The organism is Deltaproteobacteria bacterium (assembly GCA_003194485.1).
In the GTDB taxonomy this organism is placed as follows: domain Bacteria; phylum Desulfobacterota; class Dissulfuribacteria; order Dissulfuribacterales; family UBA3076; genus UBA3076.
Genome location: PQXD01000010.1, coordinates 82378 through 100389, shown reverse-complemented (window position 1 = coordinate 100389; position 18012 = coordinate 82378). Strand labels below are relative to the sequence as shown.

At 48.7% G+C, this 18012-nt stretch carries 18 protein-coding genes; 12 read left to right on the top strand and 6 right to left on the bottom strand.

All coding sequences use genetic code 11. The annotated features are described in order from the left end of the window. Positions 1-373: 373 nt before the first annotated feature. Together C4B57_07340 and C4B57_07335 are read right to left on the bottom strand one after the other, a co-directional pair. Entirely contained in the window at positions 374-1693 is a 1320-nt protein-coding gene (locus tag C4B57_07340; GenBank protein PXF54467.1) for an AAA family ATPase, read from the bottom strand. Positions 1694-1696: 3 nt separating this feature from the next. Further along, positions 1697-3211 carry a sodium-dependent transporter gene (locus C4B57_07335; protein PXF54466.1) on the bottom strand — a complete coding sequence of 505 codons (1515 nt, stop codon included), beginning with the start codon at positions 3209-3211 and terminating at the stop codon, positions 1697-1699. A 647-nt stretch (positions 3212-3858) separates the two neighbouring features. Between C4B57_07335 and rpsB the strand changes: the two genes are divergently transcribed. The 10 genes from rpsB to C4B57_07285 all read left to right on the top strand — a co-directional run bounded on the left by rpsB (position 3859) and on the right by C4B57_07285 (position 11839). Next, complete coding sequence (gene rpsB, locus C4B57_07330; GenBank protein PXF54465.1) at positions 3859-4692, top strand: 30S ribosomal protein S2; 834 nt, start codon at positions 3859-3861, stop codon at positions 4690-4692. 134 nt (positions 4693-4826) lie between these two features. Beyond that, a complete protein-coding gene (tsf, locus tag C4B57_07325; GenBank protein ID PXF54464.1) occupies positions 4827-5432 on the top strand; it encodes an elongation factor Ts in 606 nt (201 codons plus the stop codon). Continuing rightward, on the top strand, positions 5432-6169 hold the full coding sequence (locus C4B57_07320) for a UMP kinase (protein PXF54463.1): 738 nt from the start codon (positions 5432-5434) through the stop codon (positions 6167-6169). Before tsf ends, C4B57_07320 begins: the two co-directional genes overlap by 1 nt. A 2-nt stretch (positions 6170-6171) precedes the next feature. Beyond that, on the top strand, positions 6172-6729 hold the full coding sequence (locus tag C4B57_07315) for a ribosome recycling factor (protein ID PXF54462.1): 558 nt from the start codon (positions 6172-6174) through the stop codon (positions 6727-6729). Between the two features lie 8 nt (positions 6730-6737). After that, positions 6738-7487 carry an isoprenyl transferase gene (locus C4B57_07310; protein ID PXF54461.1) on the top strand — a complete coding sequence of 250 codons (750 nt, stop codon included), beginning with the start codon at positions 6738-6740 and terminating at the stop codon, positions 7485-7487. Continuing rightward, a complete protein-coding gene (locus C4B57_07305; protein PXF54460.1) occupies positions 7475-8293 on the top strand; it encodes a phosphatidate cytidylyltransferase in 819 nt (272 codons plus the stop codon). The genes C4B57_07310 and C4B57_07305 overlap by 13 nt, the downstream gene beginning before the upstream one ends. After that, positions 8290-9459, top strand: coding sequence for a 1-deoxy-D-xylulose-5-phosphate reductoisomerase (locus C4B57_07300; protein ID PXF54459.1), 1170 nt, complete (start codon positions 8290-8292; stop codon positions 9457-9459). Before C4B57_07305 ends, C4B57_07300 begins: the two co-directional genes overlap by 4 nt. Then, the gene (gene rseP / locus C4B57_07295; protein ID PXF54458.1) at positions 9456-10532 is read left to right on the top strand and encodes an RIP metalloprotease RseP; all 1077 of its coding nucleotides are present in this window, start codon (positions 9456-9458) and stop codon (positions 10530-10532) included. Before C4B57_07300 ends, rseP begins: the two co-directional genes overlap by 4 nt. Before the next feature lie 40 nt (positions 10533-10572). Further along, the gene (gene tsaB, locus C4B57_07290) at positions 10573-11295 is read left to right on the top strand and encodes a tRNA (adenosine(37)-N6)-threonylcarbamoyltransferase complex dimerization subunit type 1 TsaB (protein ID PXF54457.1); all 723 of its coding nucleotides are present in this window, start codon (positions 10573-10575) and stop codon (positions 11293-11295) included. Positions 11296-11572: 277 nt separating this feature from the next. Next, a complete protein-coding gene (locus C4B57_07285; GenBank protein ID PXF54456.1) occupies positions 11573-11839 on the top strand; it encodes a hypothetical protein in 267 nt (88 codons plus the stop codon). 361 nt (positions 11840-12200) lie between these two features. Here C4B57_07285 and dxs read toward each other — a convergent pair whose 3' ends face one another. The 3 genes from dxs to C4B57_07270 form a co-directional block, all read right to left on the bottom strand. After that, a complete protein-coding gene (gene dxs / locus C4B57_07280) occupies positions 12201-14132 on the bottom strand; it encodes a 1-deoxy-D-xylulose-5-phosphate synthase (protein ID PXF54455.1) in 1932 nt (643 codons plus the stop codon). Between the two features lie 283 nt (positions 14133-14415). Further along, positions 14416-15315, bottom strand: coding sequence for a hypothetical protein (locus C4B57_07275; protein PXF54454.1), 900 nt, complete (start codon positions 15313-15315; stop codon positions 14416-14418). Then, the gene (locus C4B57_07270) at positions 15302-15541 is read right to left on the bottom strand and encodes an exodeoxyribonuclease VII small subunit (protein ID PXF54453.1); all 240 of its coding nucleotides are present in this window, start codon (positions 15539-15541) and stop codon (positions 15302-15304) included. Before C4B57_07270 ends, C4B57_07275 begins: the two co-directional genes overlap by 14 nt. A gap of 50 nt (positions 15542-15591) precedes the next feature. On the opposite strand from C4B57_07270, the gene C4B57_07265 reads away from it, so the two are divergent. Together C4B57_07265 and C4B57_07260 are read left to right on the top strand one after the other, a co-directional pair. After that, positions 15592-16278, top strand: a complete 687-nt coding sequence (locus tag C4B57_07265; GenBank protein ID PXF54452.1) for a hypothetical protein — start codon at positions 15592-15594, stop codon at positions 16276-16278. Between the two features lie 10 nt (positions 16279-16288). After that, positions 16289-16846, top strand: a complete 558-nt coding sequence (locus C4B57_07260) for a hypothetical protein (GenBank protein ID PXF54451.1) — start codon at positions 16289-16291, stop codon at positions 16844-16846. A 540-nt stretch (positions 16847-17386) separates the two neighbouring features. Here the strand turns inward: C4B57_07260 and C4B57_07255 are convergent. Beyond that, positions 17387-17986, bottom strand: a complete 600-nt coding sequence (locus C4B57_07255) for a hypothetical protein (protein PXF54450.1) — start codon at positions 17984-17986, stop codon at positions 17387-17389. Positions 17987-18012: the final 26 nt, after the last annotated feature.

The window sequence follows — 18012 nt, the reverse complement described above, 5'->3', positions numbered from 1 at the left end:
GGGGTGGAATAAGGCTCTTATGACAATGAATCTCAATAATCAGCATTTCCAGAAAGTCCAGAGGGGCATAAGGCCAAAATTTGGCCGAATCGAAATCTTCGGCTGATATGATTTACGGGACACGCTCTTATTTGGGTATTATGCAGAGTCTGTATAATAATGAGGATTTGTTATTTTGAGGAGTGCGTTGGAACATTTTAGGTCCTATTTGTTGTCAAAACGAATCGTTTCTGAGAAGTGGGGTATTATCCCGGATTATGCAGTTGCCAAGTTTGCCGAAGATGCGAGGCGGAGGGTACGCAGACGTACTCCCTGTACTTCAAGTGCCCGACAACAAAGCAGATTCGGTGAAATTTGAACTGCATAATTCGGGTTAAATGCCCTTATGTGTCCTCCTCCGGGCCAATATCTTTCTCCATTTGTCTAATCTTTCCTTGATGACACGTTCATGTCCCCGGTTTGACGGCCTGTAGTAAATACGCTCCCTGAGCTCTGAAGGTAAGTACCCCTGGTCTACCAGGGCCTCAGGATAGTCGTGGGCATAGCGGTAATCCTTTCCATATCCAATTTCCTTCATGAGTCTCGTTGGTGCATTTCTGATGTGCATTGGAACAGGCAGTGTGCCGAATTTTCTGGCGTCGGCCTGGGATTCTCCAAAGGCCACATAGACCGCATTACTCTTGGGTGCCGTGGCCAGGTAAACCGCTGCCTGGGCCAGGGCCAGTTCTCCTTCCGGGGGCCCGAGGAAATCATATGTCTTCAAGGCATCGATTGCCAGAGTCAGGGCCTGGGGGTCCGCGTTTCCCACATCTTCCGAGGCGAAGCGGACCATACGTCGAGCAATGTAGTGAGGGTCCTCTCCTGCGGCCAGCATCCGGGCCATCCAGTAAAGGGCCGCATCAGGATCACTGCCCCTGAGGCTTTTGTGAAATGCTGATATCAGGTTGTAGTGCTCCTCTCCAGATTTGTCGTACCTGAGGGCCTTCTGCTGAATGGCTTCCTCTAGCAGGGCCAGCGTAATGGTTGCCCCTTTACCTTCAGGCCTGGCAGATACAGCAAGTTCTGCCGCAATCTCAAGGTTGTTAAGCAGGGTCCTGCCATCACCATCCGAACGCCGGATCAGGCACTCTGTCGCCTCGGCTTCAATAGAAAGCTCAAGCCTTCCCAGGCCCCTTTCAGTGTCTGTAAGCGCTCTGTTTAAAATGGCCTCAAGGGCTTTATTGTCTAAGGGGTTGAGGACTAATACCCTGCACCTTGAAAGTAAAGGGGGGATGACTTCAAAGGATGGGTTCTCCGTGGTAGCGCCGATCAGGGTAATAAGTCCGCTCTCAACGTGGGGCAGAAACGCATCCTGCTGGGCCTTGTTAAAGCGGTGTATCTCGTCAACAAACAGGATAGTGGACGGGCCGCCGTGTTTGGTGTTTTCCTTTGCGTCGTTTATGACGACCCTGAGCTCCTTTATCCCTGAAAGGACCGCGGAGAAGGAAATGAAGTTGGCTTCTACCCTTCGTGCAAAAATTCTGGCAAGAGTAGTCTTCCCGCATCCTGGCGGTCCCCACAGGATCAACGAAGGGATACTCCCTCGATCTAAAAGGGTATTCAGTATCTTGCCCCGGTTCAGAAGGTGGTCCTGGCCTACGAATTCATCCAGGTCTTTTGGCCTGAGCCGATCAGCAAGGGGGATCCGGGTCAAAAATTACCTCCATCTTTTCAGGCTCCTTCCTTCCATTTCATAGTACCTGGTCCTCCATGGTCGCCCGGCAAACACAAGGGCAGCAATTATCGTCAGCAATATCCAGTTCCATCCGATCAGGATAAGTGACATCCAGGGATAGCCTCCGTAAGGTTGTTTGATCTCATTATAAAGATCTCCAATGAGGATGACTCCCAGCACAAAGGGAACAAAGTATTTAATAATGATATCCCACCAATACCTCAATTTTATAGAAGAAATAGAGTTGACATGTCTTCTGAGGGCCTTGATATTGAAGAACCATCCAGCAAGAAAACATTCAGCAATACCTACGACTATAAGCCCGTAATGAGTGATGAAGTGATCTGCGATATCTAACCAGAGCAGGCCGGCCTGGGTGGTAAAGACTATGGAGCCAAAAAAACCCAGGATTGTTACCAAAGTTATGAGAGGCTTTCTGCTGAAGCCGAACTTGTCAATCGTTGCTGAAATAAAGGCCTCAACTATGGATATCGAGGAGGAAAGTCCTGCTATAACAAGGCAGAGAAAAAAGATTGCACCGAAAAGGTTGCCTCCTGGTATAAGACTGACGGCCTTTGGATATGCAACAAAGGCAAGGCCTATGCTTTGAGAGACAACTTCTGATATGGGTTTTCCTTGCGTTGTGGCCATGAAACCCAGGACGGAAAAAACGGCAATGCCTGCAAAAAGAGAATAACCGCTGTTTATGAACACAGTCAATATTGCGTTTTTTGTTATGTTAGCCTTCTTGGGCAAATAACTTGCGTAAGCTATCATAATGCCGAAGCCCAGACTCAGGGTAAAAAAGATCTGGCTGTATGCGTCTATCCAGACGGTCGGATTGGATAATTTTGAAAAATCAGGCTCAAGATATGCTTTCAGGCCCTTCATGGAACCATCGAGTGAAATTGACCACATGACAAGAACAGCGGTCAAAAAAAAGAGCAGGGGCATGAATATCTTGTTCATGTATTCTATTCCGCGCCGGACACCCCTGAAGACAATGCCCCAGTTTATTAACCAGACAACAGAGAGTGTCGCAAGGATAGGGGCCCTGATGTGACCTAATTCAGAGGGAGATTTACTTACTGCGAGAAATTTATCAAAGAAAAAGCTATTGGGGTCATTTCCCCAGCCAAGATAGAAGGAAAGAAAAAAGAAGTTCAGGCACCATGCAATAATAACCGCATAGTAAAGTACGATGCCAAACATCACAAAAATGACCGCCCACCAGCCAAGCCATTCCCAGTTTCTATTTATCTTTGCAAAGGCGAGAGGTGCCGAACCTATACGTTCATGTCCAATGGCAAATTCCAGTATCAATAAGGGGATCCCTGCTGACAAAAGGGCAATGATGTATGGAATGAGGAAAGCGCCTCCTCCGTGACTGTAGGCCATATAGCTGAATCTCCAGATATTCCCGAGACCTACTGCAGAGCCTACTGTAGCAAAGACAAAACCGAACTCGCTTTTCCATCGCTCCCTTTGTAATTTCATTAATACTCCTTTGAGAGAAACTACTCAAAATTAATCACGAAAACACGAAGGTACGAAAACACGAAACAAAACATAGAAATGAACGTGGCGCCCTTCGGGCGGACTTAGAAAATTTTGGACACAGATTTTCACAGATAATATTATCGTTCATAAATTTAAAAATCTGTGTTCATCCGTGTCCAAAAAAAGGAAATTCCTATACTATCAAGTTGCGATATTCTTTTCGTGTTTTCGTGATAATTCTTTTCTTCTTCGTGTGTTGCACAATCTGACGTGTAACCGCGCAAGTCGAAAATTTACTTTAGTATGACTTAACTGCCATTTTCATTCAAGTCCATCTTTGTACCTACAATAATTGGTTCCAGGTTCAGGGTTCAAAGGTTATAGTCTACTTTACAGGGGTTCCAGGTTCAGGGTTCAAAGGTTGTCAACCCTGAACCTGAAACCTTGAACGGGGAACATTGAACCGCTCAACATAAGTGAGTGGCTTGCTAAATCATTGCTTAGATGGTACATAGAGCCGATTTTATTTTCGATAACGCACGTCCTGGCGGACTCCCGGTGGTGCCTTCTGTGTTTTCAGATGGTGTGAGGGTGTTATTGTTGCCGGACGGAGGAAAAAACCACATTTACTGTAAGGAGAAATTATGGCCTACGTTACGATGAAACAGTTGCTTGAGGCAGGTGTCCACTTCGGACATCAGACCAGACGATGGAATCCCAAGATGAAGCCTTACATCTTCGGTGCCAGAAACGGGATCTATATTATAGATCTCCAGAAGACCGTAAAGCTCTTCAAGGTTGCTTATGAGTTTGTGGTGGATACCGTTGCCCAGGGCGGGAAGATACTTTTCGTAGGCACCAAGAAGCAGGCCCAGGATTCCATAATTGAGGAAGCCAATCGTTGCGGAATGCCATTCGTAAGCAACCGTTGGCTGGGCGGGATGCTTACAAATTTCGAGACCATTCAGAAGGGTATCGATCGCCTGAAGAGACTTGAAGCCATGTTTGAGGACGGCACTATCGAGCGCTTTCCCAAGAAAGAGGTCCTGCGTATGGACAGGTTGCGTCAGAAACTGGATCGCAATCTTGGCGGGATAAAGGATATGGATTCGCTGCCTGCTGCTGTTTTTGTTGTAGACTCAAGGCTGGAGCAGATCGCGGTAAGAGAAGCCAACAAACTCGGAATCCCGGTGATTGCAATAGTCGATACCAACTGCGATCCTGACGGTATAGATTACATTATTCCAGGAAATGATGATGCCATCCGGGCCATACGTCTTATTTCATCTTTAATAGCAAACGCCTCCCTTGAGGGCAGGAAAAAGTTGGCCGAAGCCCGGCAGGCGGCTGCCGACAAAGAAGTTGAAGAGGAGATCACAGGCGAGGATACTGCCGGTGAGGGGGAAGGAGCCGTTGCTGAAGCCGCTGCCAGTGAAGCCGCTACAGGCGAGGATGCCGGTTCTGAGGCAAGTGCCTGATAAAAGATAATTTCCGATATTATCAAAGTAATTTTAATTAGTCCACTCTGCAAGCAGAATTCGGGATTTCTGCAGAGCTCTTGTCCCCAAAGACCAGGTTTTCAAGACTAGAATTAATTTGGAGGATTGACATAATGACAAAAGTTACTGCTGCAATGGTCAAAGAACTCAGAGAACGGACCAAGGCAGGTATGATGGATTGCAAGAAGGCTCTTCAAGAGTGCAATGGAGATATGGGTAAAAGCGTTGACTGGCTGCGTCAGAAAGGGCTTTCCGTTGCCGCAAAAAGGGCGGGACGGTCGACTTCTGAAGGCGCTGTCCAGTGTTATATTCATGCCGGTAACAAGCTTGGTGTTATGGTTGAGGTCAATTGTGAGACGGATTTCGTGGCAAAGACAGATCAGTTTGTCCGGTTTGCCAGAGACCTGGCCATGCATATTGCAGCCGTTAATCCTGTTTGCATAAAACGTGAAGATACCCCTCCTGAGCTTATAGAGAAGGAGAAGGAGATCTTTCGCAGGCAGGCCGAGGAGTCCGGTAAGCCGGATCACATAATTGAAAAGATCGTCAGCGGTCGCATTGAAAAATTCTATAAGGAGGTGTGCCTGCTGGAGCAACCCTATGTGAAGAATCCGGACATAACTATCCAGGACCTTTTAAATGAGCTGATTGCCAAGATGGGTGAGAATATAAATATCAGGCGTTTTGTACGGTTCCAGGTCGGGGTGGAAGCGGAATAATGTCTGAAAAGACACACGGTACTCCGGCCTACAGTCGCATTTTACTGAAGCTCAGCGGTGAGGCCCTGCTGGGAGATGTGCCTTATGGGATATCCCCGGCGGTCATGGATGTCCTTGCACGTGAGATTGGCCGGGTCCATGAACTGGGCGTGGAGATAGGACTGGTTGTGGGAGGCGGAAACATATTCAGGGGGATAGCCGGTTCCGCCCAGGGGATGGACAGGACTACTGCCGACCAGATGGGCATGCTTGCCACGGTCATGAATTCCCTGGCCCTTCAGGATGCCTTAAACAGGCACGGGGTCCAGGTGAGGGTGCTTTCGGCCATAGAGATAGGTCAAATTGCAGAGCCTTTCATAAGGGGAAGGGCACTCAATCATTTGATGAAGGGCCGGGTGGTCATATTTGCCGCAGGGACTGGAAATCCTTTCTTTACTACCGATACTGCAGCAGCCCTCAGGGCCCTTGAGATAGATGCAGATGTCCTCTTCAAGGCCACAAGGGTGAATGGCGTCTATGACAAAAACCCGGAAGTCGTTCCTGATGCGAAGAGGTATGATCGACTGACCTATCAGGAAGTTCTTGAAAAGGGCCTTAAGGTCATGGACGCTGCTGCAATATCTCTGGCAAAGGATGCAGGACTTCCGGTAGTCGTGTTTAATATGCAGATCCCTGGCAATATAGAGCGGGCCGTGATGGGTGAGAAGGTGGGCACGCTGGTTGGAGGAGGTGATTGAAGATGAAAAAGACAGAGATCCGGGAAGCGAGCGGTAAGATGGACAAGGCTATCGGTGCCTTTGAACGGGACCTTTCTCGTGTACGAACCGGAAGGGCTTCGGCTGCCCTGCTGGAAGGAATTAATGTCGATTATTATGGAACTTCCATGCCCCTTAATCAAGTGGCTTCCATTGCCATACCGGAGAGCCGGCTTTTGACCATACAGCCTTGGGATATCAAGATCCTGGGAGATATTGAAAAGGCCGTTCTTAAGTCCGACCTTGGCCTCACTCCCGCTAATGACGGCAAGATCATCAGAGTACATGTGCCACCCTTGACAGAGGAACGCAGAAAGGAATTGTTCAAGCTGGTAAAAAAGATGGCTGAAGAATGCAGAGTGGCAATTCGGAATATACGAAGGGAGGCCATTGAACGTCTTAAGGGCCGGAAGAAAGCCAAGGAGATCTCAGAGGATGATTTCTTCAGGCTCCAGGACGAGGTTCAAAAGGTAACCGACGATCATATCAAGAAAGTAGAGGGGATTATTGCCGATAAGGAGAAAGAGATACTGGAGTTCTGATAATAAGAATGACTAAGCCACCAGACCTTATTCGGCTGCCAAGACACCTTGCCATCATTATGGACGGTAACGGCAGGTGGGCCAAGCGTCGAGGATTACCCAGGATCATCGGCCACAGACAGGGTGTGAAGGCCGTACATTCTACGGTCCGCCTGTGCAGAGAGTTAGATATACCCGTTTTGACCTTATATGCATTTTCACAGGAGAACTGGGGTCGTCCCAGGGCAGAGGTGAGTGCATTAATGGACCTGCTCTATGATAATCTGAAGAGCGAGCTTGATGAGATGCTTGGGAATCAGATCTCTCTTCGGGCCATCGGACAGATTGAAAGGCTTCCTGAACGGGTCAGGACCTGTCTTCTGAATACCATTGAGAGGACTTCTTCCAATACCGCCATGATTCTTAACCTCGCCTTGAGCTATGGAGGCAGGGCAGAGATAGTAGGGGCAGCCAGACGTCTTGCAAAAAGATGCCTTTCAGGAACTCTGGATCCGGAAGACATAGATGAGGCCGTGTTCGCTTCAAACCTTGATACAGCAGGGCTTCCTGATCCTGATCTGCTCATTCGCACAAGCGGAGAGAACAGGCTCAGCAACTTCCTCCTTTTTCAGACAGCATATTCAGAGTTTTATATCACTCCCACTCTTTGGCCGGATTTTGACGAGGATGAGCTCTTGAAGGCCCTTTTCGAGTATCAGAAGAGAGAACGCCGTTTTGGGTTGACTGACGAACAGCATTCCGAATCATGCACCGCCTAAGGCTTTTAACTGCAGCGGCCCTGGGCCCTTTGCTTTTCATAGTGCTCTGGTGGGGCGGGAGGATGCTTTTCGACCTGGTGCTCTTAGGGGCAACCGCTTTATGTTTGTACGAGTACTTTACTATTTGTTTTTCAGGGCGTAGAGTAATACAAGGCCTTGGGGTTATCCTTGGGCTGTTTCCTGCGTTCTCGGTATTGTTGTGGGGGAATCCCGAATTTATAGTTCCTGCTGTTTATATAGCCTTCCTTGGAAGTGCCTTACTGTTTCTTGTTTCCTACAACAGGTGGTCCAATGCTGCATGGAACTGGACATCATTTTTCATGGGGATAGCCTATGTAGGTGTATGTGCGGCCCATTTGGGGCTCTTACGTCACATGCCCATGGGGAGAGAGTGGGTACTGTTTCTCCTGGTAACAGTCTTTAGTGGTGATGCCGGGGCATATTATGCAGGAAAAGGTATTGGAAGACACAAGTTGTGCCCTAATGTGAGCAAGGGAAAGACAGTTGAGGGAGCTGCCGGAGGGCTGATTTCAAATGCCGTAGCGGCCTTTTTTCTCTGGTTTGTGCTCTTAAGGGATATTGACCCGAGGGCCTTGATACTCCTGGCGCTGGTCATTGGAGCAGTCGGTCAGGTGGGGGATCTGGTTGAATCAATGGTCAAACGTTCTGCCGGTGTCAAGGATTCAGGTAGCATACTGCCCGGGCATGGGGGTATCTTGGATAGGGTCGATGCGGTGCTGTTGGCATCTCCCTGTCTGTATTGGATCCTGTCTCTGTACAGGATAGATGGTGTTTTGATCAGATGAAAGAAACCAGGTGTATATCTTTGTTGGGATCTACCGGATCCATTGGCACAAAAGTCCTTGATGTCGTAAGACGCTCCAAGGGTCGGTTCTCAGTGAATGGTCTTGCTGCCGGGGAAAATGTCGAACTTCTTGCAGAGCAGGTAAGGCAATTCAGACCCGAGGTCGTGTCAGTAATGACTGCCGAGCTTGCTGATCAAGTCAGATCCATGACCGGATTTGCCGACACCAGGGTCCTTTATGGGAAAGAAGGATATAAGGCAGTTGCAACAGTTGACGGTGCAGACCTTGTGGTATCGGCTATGGTAGGTGCGGCAGGACTGATACCAACCCTTGCCGCTCTTGAGGCAGGGAAAGACGTTGCATTGGCCAACAAGGAATCCCTTGTGACTGCCGGCTCTCTGGTCACATCTCTGGCAAGAGAAAAGGGCGCTGCCATAATACCTATAGACAGCGAGCATTCCGCCATCTTTCAGTGCCTGAGAGGGTATCCCAAGAAAGACGTAAGGCGCATAGTGCTCACTGCATCCGGTGGTCCATTCAAGGATAGAGATATAGATGAGCTTGCCAGGGTGACACCGGAGGAGGCTGTAAGGCACCCCAGATGGTCCATGGGAGCAAAAATATCGGTGGATTCAGCTACCTTGATGAATAAGGGGCTTGAGGTTATAGAGGCCCGCTGGCTTTTTGACATCCCCGTGGATCGGATAGACGTGGTGGTTCATCCTCAAAGCATCGTACACTCCATGGTGGAATTCATAGATGGTTCTGTGCTGGCGCAGATGGGAATCCCGGACATGAGGGTGCCGATAGCCTATGCCTTGGCCTGGCCCGGACGTCTGGAGCTGGATCTTCCAAGCCTCAACCTGGTAGAGTCGCATTCTCTGGTCTTTGAGATGCCACATTGGGAGAAGTTTCCATGCCTTGGATTGGCATACAATGCAGCAAGGAAAGGAGGGACTGCTACAACGGCCCTCAATGCTGCAAATGAGGCGGCCGTAGAGGCCTTTCTTCAGAAACGTATGGGTTTTACGGCAATACACGAGGTAGTTCGGGAAGTGATCGAGGCCTTCCCTGTTGAGGATATCAGGGATCTTGATGACGTGCTGAAGGCAGATGCCATGGCACGGCTGAGGGCCGAAGGGATTATACTGGAGAAATCGATATGACCACTCTTTGGTCTTTTTTATTGGTACTTAGCGGTATAATACTGGTCCATGAGTTTGGACACTTCATTATGGCCAGGAGATTTGGCATCAGGGTCCTGAAGTTTTCACTGGGTTTCGGGCCAAGAGTCTGTGGTGTGGTGCACGGAGCAACGGATTACTGCATTTCAGCGATTCCACTTGGCGGGTTTGTAAAAATGCTGGGAGAGCAACCGGACGAGACCGTATCTCCGGAAGAAAGGCCCTGGTCTTTTTCGTGCAAACCGGTCTGGAAAAGGTCCTTTGTGGTAGCTGCAGGCCCTGCTTTTAATTTTATTTTTGCCTGGCTTATCTTTTTCGTGATTTTTTTGGTATATGGAAAACCGATTATTTTAACGGGTATCGGTGAGGTCCAGGCTGGTTCCCCTGCCGAAAAGGCGGGAGTAATGCCGGGAGATCGCATAGTTGCCATAGACGGACGCAAAGTACATAGATGGGAAGAGGTGTCCGAGGAGATCAGGGCCAATGACGGGAGCAGTATTACCCTGACATTAGAACGAGGTCGGACTACTGTATCAGTAGATGTCGTTCCAAGGATTTATAAGATTAAAAACATATTCGGTGAAGAAGTTAAGATGCCAATGATCGGGGTTTCAGCATCAGGTGAGTTTGAAATAGAGAAACTGGATCCGTTGACTGCCTTTGGGCAGGCATTTTCCCGCACCTGGGAGCTCATTGTCCTCACCGGACAGGTTATTGTGAAACTATTCCAGCGTGTAATTCCTCTTTCCACTCTGGGCGGACCAATAATGATTGCCCAGATGGCCGGGCAACAGGCTGAGCAGGGAATCCTCAATCTCTTCTATTTCATGGCCCTTCTGAGCGTAAACATAGGGTTCCTGAATTTGCTCCCCATACCCGCTCTGGACGGCGGTCATCTGGCCTTCCTGGCAGTAGAGGGCGTCACCGGGCGTTCTCTTACCATGCGACAGAAAGTGGTAGCTCAGCAGATAGGGATCTTTATACTGCTGGTCATGATGCTGGTCATTTTTTACAATGACATCGCTCGACTTTTGGGATTTCCCCTTTCAGGATGAGAAATTGAAGGATTCAGAGATTTGGTGATCGGGTAGATCTGTGCTCACCTTGTCTATTGAGACATCTGACTGTATGGGAGGAGTGGCGTTGATATGCGATGGCCGGCCTGTGGCCGAAATGAGCCTTGCAGGTAAAGAGACCCACTCCAGGACACTGATGGTCATTATCAAATGGTTGATGCAGAGGCTGGGAGTCAAGTGGTCTGACCTTGATCTCCTTGCCGTAAGCCTGGGTCCCGGCAGTTTTACCGGACTCAGAATAGGCCTTGCCACTATAAAGGGGCTGGCTTTTGCCTTAGGATTACCGTTGATTGGTGTTCCGACACTTGATGCCCTGGCAAGTCATGTTATTGCATGCAAGGGAGATATTGTGTGCCCGGTACTGGACGCCAGGAAGTCGAAAGTTTATACAGCCCTCTATCAGATCATGGATTCCAGCGAGTTAGAGAAGATAAGCCCGTATCAGACCATTTCTCCAGAGGAATTGGCCCTCTTTGTACCATATGATCAAAGGGTATTATTGCTTGGCGGCGGTCTTTTGCTGTATCAGGATGTATTTGTGCACGGGCTGGGTAACCGAGCGGTTATTGTTCCGGGCCACATGGCCCATGTGAGGGCCGCATCAGTGGGCGTCCTGGCAGAGCTTAGATGGCAAAAGGAAAGAAGGCCTGATGATTTTAAGACCTTAAAACCAATTTATGTTCGTCCATCTGAAGCAGAGGTAAAGAAACTGTCATTACAGAAGCAGAAAAGTCTATCATGATTTCTGCCTTTTTTAGACTTTTTTGCGTGATTCATAGTGATCCATATATAATCACATACTATATAGGTCGAGCGGTTCAGGGTTCAGGGTTCAAAGGTTGTAAAGCCCTAAGAGGTTCATATCAAAAGGATAATGCCTTAATTGAGGGCATAAGTATGTTTCACCCAATAGGTGAAAGAAGCAAATAAACAAATCATTTAATAATGTATTGGATGTCAAGTGTTTACAACCTTTGAACCCTGAACCCTGAACCGCTTTAGGTACTAAGGAGATTTTCATGCTTGTCAGCAAGATATGTCCCCACTGCAAAGAAAGAATCAAAAAAGGTGCCCTTGTATGCCGGTATTGTGGCAGGGAGCTTGATCCGGATGAGGAACGCGAACACGACTTGTATTCCCCGAACTGGATATTTGCAGGCTTTGCAGGACTGACCGTCGGTGCAGCGCTGGCCATTATATTTGGTTACTGGAAGGAGCGACGCAGATGGCAGGATGAGATATCAGATTATTCAGTAGGTGGAGAATTCGACAAAGAAGAATTCTGAATCCTGTATGCAGAAGGACTCAGGACTTGATCTTTCTGTAGCTGCGTCGCCTTCCGGCCAACTCACAATTGCGTCTGCAATTTTTGCATATAGCAGGCTGAGTCGGTCTATTTGGGGTTTTTAGGCATTTCATTTTCCGGTTTTTCTGATGATAATTTTATCTTAAGTATAAGTATTATTTTCATCAGACGCAATATTTGTACCTTGAAATTATTGAACTCCGGCGTTTTTAACTGAAACGCTCCAGAGCCTTATGCCAAGGAGCTTGGGAACACTTTGCATGTAAATATAGGTAGGAGATAAAAAGAGACAATGTCAAAATATTGACAAAAAAATACTATGGTACCAGATTAAATATGGCTCAAACGAGTACGGGTAATGTATGTACTGTTGCTGAACCGACAGATTTTGTCTCTTTAGACTTTATCATGGATCGCACGGCCTTAACTATTGACGGGACGTCAAGATTTACAAGCCTTCTCAGGGTCTTCTGACTTCCGTGCTCCACGAATCTGTCCGGGAGCCCAAGACGACAAACCTTGACAGAGGTTATGCCACTGTCAGAAAGACACTCCAGAACTGCTGATCCGAATCCTCCTGCCAGTGAGTTTTCTTCAATTGTAAGTATATGTCCGGTCCTGCGGGCGATTTCTGTTATCAGGTCATGGTCAATGGGTTTGACGAAGCGGGCATTTATCACTGAGGCCTTTATTCCATGCCGGGCCAGATCTTTTGCCGCAATACCTGCAGTGAACACGTGGTGCCCTATGGCAATTATCCCCACATCGGGTCCTTCCAGCTCAATCTCTCCCTTGCCGATAGGGATCTCTTTCAACTGCCAATCAAGGCTTGTCCCTACTCCCGATCCCCTTGGATAACGGACAGCTGCAGGTCCATGGTGCCTCAGGGCAGTGTAAAGCATGTGCTGGAGCTCGTTTTCGTCCTTGGGAGACATTACTATCAGGTTTGGAATGGTCCTCAGGTAGGAGAGGTCAAAGGCACCGTGATGGGTGGGTCCGTCCTCGCCCACCAGGCCTCCTCTGTCAATTGCGAAAACCACAGGCTGATTGGTCAGGCAGACATCGTGGATGATCTGATCATAGGCCCTTTGGAGGAAGGTTGAGTAGATTGCCACAACCGGTCGAAGCCCTTTCAGCGCCAGACCTGCCGCAAAGGTTACGGCATGCTGCTCTGCAATTCCTACATCAAAAAATCTGTCCGGAATGGCCTCCTGAAAGGCACTGAGCCCTGTGCCGGCAGGCATGGCCGCGGTGATTGCCACAATCCTTTGATCTTCCCTGGCAAGTCGTACAAGTGTCTGGCTGAAAATTTTTGTATAGGACGGCGGTTTGGGTCTTGCTGAAGATTTTGGCTTTCCGGTTGCGATCTCAAAGGGACCGACGCCATGGAAGAGGTCAGGATGACGTTCTGCCGGAGGATAACCCTTGCCTTTCTTGGTAAGCACATGGACCAGCACCGGTCCGGGTATGGTACGTATGTTCTTGAGTGTTTGAATCAGGGACTCCAGGTGGTGGCCCGGCAACGGACCTATGTATTCAAACTGCAGGGACTCAAAGAGCATCCCGGGAGTCAATAGCGCCTTCAGGGAATCCTCACTGCGCTTCAGCACCGCCCATATGTTTTCACCAACACCCGAACGCTTGAGAAAGGATTCAAGCTCCTTCTTGAGCCTGGCTGCCGGGCGGCTTGTCAGCTTTCTGCTCAGAAAAGATGACAGTGCCCCGACGTTCGGGGAGATGGACATCTCGTTGTCGTTTAATATGACGATAAGGTCTTTTCTCAGGTGGCCGGCATTGTTCAGTGCCTCAAAGGCAAGGCCGGCACTCATGGAGCCGTCTCCAATTACCGCCACTATCTTGGCGTTTTCACCCTTCAGGTCCAGGGCGGTCGCCATGCCAAGGGCGGCTGAAATGGACGTGCTGCTATGGCCGGTATCAAGGGCATCGTATGGGCTTTCGCTGCGCTTGGGAAAGCCGCTTATTCCATTATCCTGACGTAATGTATGGAAATTGTCCACTCTTCCGGTAAGCAGTTTGTGCGCATAGGCCTGATGTCCTACGTCCCAGACTATCCGGTCTTTCGGGGCATCGAATACATAGTGCAGGGCTATGGTCAATTCCACTACTCCAAGGCTGGGGGCCAGATGCCCTCCGGTTTCGGCCACGGTTTCTATGATCTTGCGGCGAATTTCAGAAGCAAGTTGAACAAGCTCCTTGGGTTTGAGATTTTTTATGTCCCGGGGACTTTTTACAGATTCAAGCATACCTGACATTGAATCCATTCTCCTTTAACGTTCTAAAATTATATCCTTTTAATCCTAAATTGTGTAACTATTCGGTAAACCCATTATATCCTGCCTTGAAGCAGTTACCTTTTCCCGGGTTTCAAAGCTCACTCATCGCAGACCGGAGAGGCAGTGCAATCCGGCCCGCGATCGAAACCCTGCAAAAGGTAAACCGCTCCTGCGGCAGGGCACGGATGGCAACTTCCACAGTGGACCACGGGTTCACCGAATATTTACTAAATTGTGCCTGAAAGGTCTTTCCATTCAGACACTATCTGTCTCTTTCCACTACATATCGGGCAATTGCCCGCAAAGGCTCAGCATTTTCGTCAAAAATTTCCAGTTCAGAAAGGGCCTGTTCAAGAAGTTCCCGCGCCTTTCTTTTTGTCTCATTGAGTCCGAACAGGGCAGGATATGTGGCCTTTAGATTGCGATCATCCGAACCCACCGGCTTTCCGAGAATCTCCTGGTCTCCTTCCACATCCAGAAGATCGTCTTTGATCTGAAAGGCAAGTCCCAGAGATTCACCATACTTTCTCAGACGATTTAGCTCATCATTGTTTCCCTTGCCCAGCAATGCTCCGATCTCCACGGACGCACCTATCAATGCTCCTGTCTTGTGGCTGTGTATGAATGAAAGGGTTTCCGCATCCACCGGGCGTCCCTCCATTAATATATCCGCAGCCTGGCCTCCTACCATTCCGGAGACACCAGCGGCCCTCGCAAGAAGAAAAATTGCCTCTCTGAGTAATGGAGGAGATATGCTTTGCACAAGCTCCGGCTTACAAATAAGCTCGAAGGCATAGGTGAGAAGGCCATCACCTGCGAGAACGGCAATGGCCTCACCATAGACTTTATGGCAGGTGGGTCTGCCCCTCCTCAGATCATCATCGTCCATTGCAGGAAGATCGTCGTGAATTAACGAATAGGTGTGGATGCATTCAAGGGCACAGGCTGCAGGAAGGAGCGTTTTCTGGTCGCCACCCACTGCCTGGGCTCCTGCCAGCAGCAAAATCGGCCGGACCCTCTTCCCGCCGGACATCAGACTGTATCTCATGGCCTCGAGCACAGGACTTGAAGGGCCTCGCGGCTTGGGGAGCCACTTATCCAGGGCGGAGTTGATCAAGGCCTGCTGTTTTTTCAGATATATGCTCAGGTCAAAGGCCTTCATCGTCTCTTTCCAGAGCCTTCAGCAGGGGCTCTCCGTTTTCATCCTGTGAAAGCTGCTGTATTCGCTTCTCTGCATCATCTAAGCACTTGGCGCAGTATCTGGAGAGATTTATCCCATGCTCAAAGGTCTTAAGCGCTTCTTCCAGAGGGAGTTCATTCTCTTCCATCTGCTTTACAAGCCTTTCAAGTTCATCAAGCGCTTTCTCAAAATCCAGCTTCTCACTCATATCTGTTCTCATACTTGATCAATATATAACTGCATGTTATCTCATACTACATGAAAGCGCGAGAGTCTATAGTAGACGATCCTTCGATTATTGTAAATAAACCGTGGTCAGGGTTGCATGCCGTATTGTTTCGCCTTGTTGAACTCTGGCTGGCCTCTTGCAGGTTCACTGTTGTTGGGAAAAATACCATAAGGCCTTTGCTTGAACCCGGCCACCCTGCCATAATAACATTGTGGCATGCAAACTTGATATATACCCTTTTTTGTTTCAGACGTTATCCTGCGGTCGTCATGGTGAGCGGCAGTTCCGATGGGGAATGGGTGGCAAGGTCCTTAATCAGTTGGGGGCAGATTCCAATACGTGGCTCCAGGCATAAAGGAGGGCTTCTCGCTATCAAGGAGATGACAAGGATAATGCGGCAGCAGGGGTGTATCGCCGGTATTGTGGCCGATGGATCAAAAGGGCCTGCACGGATAGCCCAGAAAGGCGCGGTTGTTCTGGCCAGGGAGACAGGGGTCCCTGTCGTGCCGACTGGTTTTGCTGCCAGGCCGGCCTTTAGATTTAACAGTTGGGACCGTACAATCCTTCCATTTCCTGGCAGCAAAGCAGTCATGGCATACGGAAAGCCGATTTCAGTGCCGCCAGACGCCAGAGGAATACAGATAGAGGAGTTCCGAAGAAATCTTGAAAATAGTCTAAATGAAGCGACTCGTCTTGCCGAGAAAGTTATAGGCTAAAGGTGACACCATGGCGATAGATTGTAATTTCAACTGGCTTGATATTCTCCTGGGAGGAATGCTTGCTTTTTTTGTTTGCCACAGCCTTTGGACAGGTTTCAGCAGGTCAGTAGCTTCTCTTCTTGGTGTGATATTGGGATTTTGGGTGGCTGTCCACCGGTTTTCATCCATATCATTCAGGCTTTCACCATGGATACAGGATGAGATGTGGCGCTCTCTTGTTTCATTTATGTTAATATTTTTTTTGGTATATCTTATTTTCTGTATTGCCGGAATCATAGTTCAAAGAACGCTCAAGGCCCTTCAATTAGGCTGGATTGACAGGCTTCTGGGAGTTGTTGTAGGTCTTGCCAAGGGACTGGTCTTGGCAATAGCCATCGTGTTTATGTTGACTATTTTTTTACCGCCGAATAGTCAGGTGCTCAAGAAATCATATCTTTATCCGACCCTGAGCCGGATAGCACAGTTAGCAGGATCGATGGCCCCCGGTCATCTTAAGGGTCGCTTTATGTGGAAATGGAGAAAGTTTTACTCAGGTCCGGATAAAGGGCGGGGACAAGAAGTCTGAATCTTGAGCCGTCCACAAGATTCGATCTGCTTTAAGGTAAATATTCTTATAAACCCGTGTTGTTGCCGGACGCTCCGCGCCCGGCAACAATCGCCGCGTATTACCATCCGCTGGGTGCTCGGCGCTCCGCGCCTCACAACCAGCGGCTGCAGCAGACGATCCCGTCGGCAAACAAGTTTGCCTCCGGTCTCGCTCCTGATCCGCGGCGAGTCCCGCATAACCGTTCACTGGAAGGGGATATTTCTTTTCACTTAACACTTCAGCCCCTTGTTTTCTCTGGATATTTCATATAAGCGCAGGCGAATTTTGTGACGCAGCACAGGAGGCTCTTTTGAGCCTTCAGAGGCAAGCTGTGATCGTCTTTTCTCAAGCTATGGGTAAAAATACCACCATAGCCAGGATTGAGACGGCAACAGCGCAGATTATTTATGGGGTATAAAATTCGAACAACGAGGCTGGCAGATTGTCTCTGACAACAGCAGTACTCAAAAAAGGTGGAGGGAGAATTTCAGGAAAGAGCAGTAAAGTTCAGGAATAAAATCATTCCAGCTGAACACTGTACTTTTGTAATATATCTTCTTTGGTGATCCTTTCAGGAACTCCGGTTGGCATAAGAACATTACGACCGCAGAGAATGAAAACCTCATAGGCATCAAAGATGGCGTAGCGGTCCTGGTCAAAGATTATAAGCTTGTTGCCGTTTTCTTCCTTGACCTTTTCCCGGAATTTACGAATTCCGGTATCTTGGCCGTTCTGTTCCAATTTATCCTGTTGATCCATCCAGCCTTGATAGGCAGTGGTCAGGGCCATGGTCAAGATGGTTAGATACGCATGGGCTCTAAAAGCAGCCTTGGTATTTTGTGGAGGCCTCTGGATGAACCACGCCTGCTTTGCTTCCCGAAACAGGGAGTTTTCAATTTCGCTGCGGGGATCATACCCGTCATAGACCTTTAACGGTTTACTTGCAGGGCTGTTGGTCAGGATAACCAGGGTCTTGGAATCGGGATTGTTTTCTTTGTAAGGATCCTGCAAAACGACGACCGCATTTATGGGATTGGCCACGAAATCTTTATGGGTTTCATGGCTGCCACTGCCAAGCGGCCCATAAAACCCTGCAGTGGTCAAACCTTCGATACCCACAACCTCCCATGAGTCAATTACAATAG

What these genes read in the sequence shown, in the direction of transcription:
- tsf (PXF54464.1), top strand. Translation starts at nt 4,827, where the DNA reads ATGACAAAAGTTACTGCTGCAATGGTCAAAGAACTCAGAGAACGGACC.
- C4B57_07320 (PXF54463.1), top strand. Translation starts at nt 5,432, where the DNA reads ATGTCTGAAAAGACACACGGTACTCCGGCCTACAGTCGCATTTTACTG.
- C4B57_07270 (PXF54453.1), bottom strand. Translation starts at nt 15,541, where the DNA reads ATGAGTGAGAAGCTGGATTTTGAGAAAGCGCTTGATGAACTTGAAAGG.
- C4B57_07305 (PXF54460.1), top strand. Translation starts at nt 7,475, where the DNA reads ATGCACCGCCTAAGGCTTTTAACTGCAGCGGCCCTGGGCCCTTTGCTT.
- rseP (PXF54458.1), top strand. Translation starts at nt 9,456, where the DNA reads ATGACCACTCTTTGGTCTTTTTTATTGGTACTTAGCGGTATAATACTG.
- C4B57_07285 (PXF54456.1), top strand. Translation starts at nt 11,573, where the DNA reads ATGCTTGTCAGCAAGATATGTCCCCACTGCAAAGAAAGAATCAAAAAA.
- C4B57_07315 (PXF54462.1), top strand. Translation starts at nt 6,172, where the DNA reads ATGAAAAAGACAGAGATCCGGGAAGCGAGCGGTAAGATGGACAAGGCT.
- C4B57_07310 (PXF54461.1), top strand. Translation starts at nt 6,738, where the DNA reads ATGACTAAGCCACCAGACCTTATTCGGCTGCCAAGACACCTTGCCATC.
- C4B57_07260 (PXF54451.1), top strand. Translation starts at nt 16,289, where the DNA reads ATGGCGATAGATTGTAATTTCAACTGGCTTGATATTCTCCTGGGAGGA.
- C4B57_07335 (PXF54466.1), bottom strand. Translation starts at nt 3,211, where the DNA reads ATGAAATTACAAAGGGAGCGATGGAAAAGCGAGTTCGGTTTTGTCTTT.
- C4B57_07300 (PXF54459.1), top strand. Translation starts at nt 8,290, where the DNA reads ATGAAAGAAACCAGGTGTATATCTTTGTTGGGATCTACCGGATCCATT.
- dxs (PXF54455.1), bottom strand. Translation starts at nt 14,132, where the DNA reads ATGTCAGGTATGCTTGAATCTGTAAAAAGTCCCCGGGACATAAAAAAT.
- C4B57_07265 (PXF54452.1), top strand. Translation starts at nt 15,592, where the DNA reads ATGAAAGCGCGAGAGTCTATAGTAGACGATCCTTCGATTATTGTAAAT.
- rpsB (PXF54465.1), top strand. Translation starts at nt 3,859, where the DNA reads ATGGCCTACGTTACGATGAAACAGTTGCTTGAGGCAGGTGTCCACTTC.
- C4B57_07275 (PXF54454.1), bottom strand. Translation starts at nt 15,315, where the DNA reads ATGAAGGCCTTTGACCTGAGCATATATCTGAAAAAACAGCAGGCCTTG.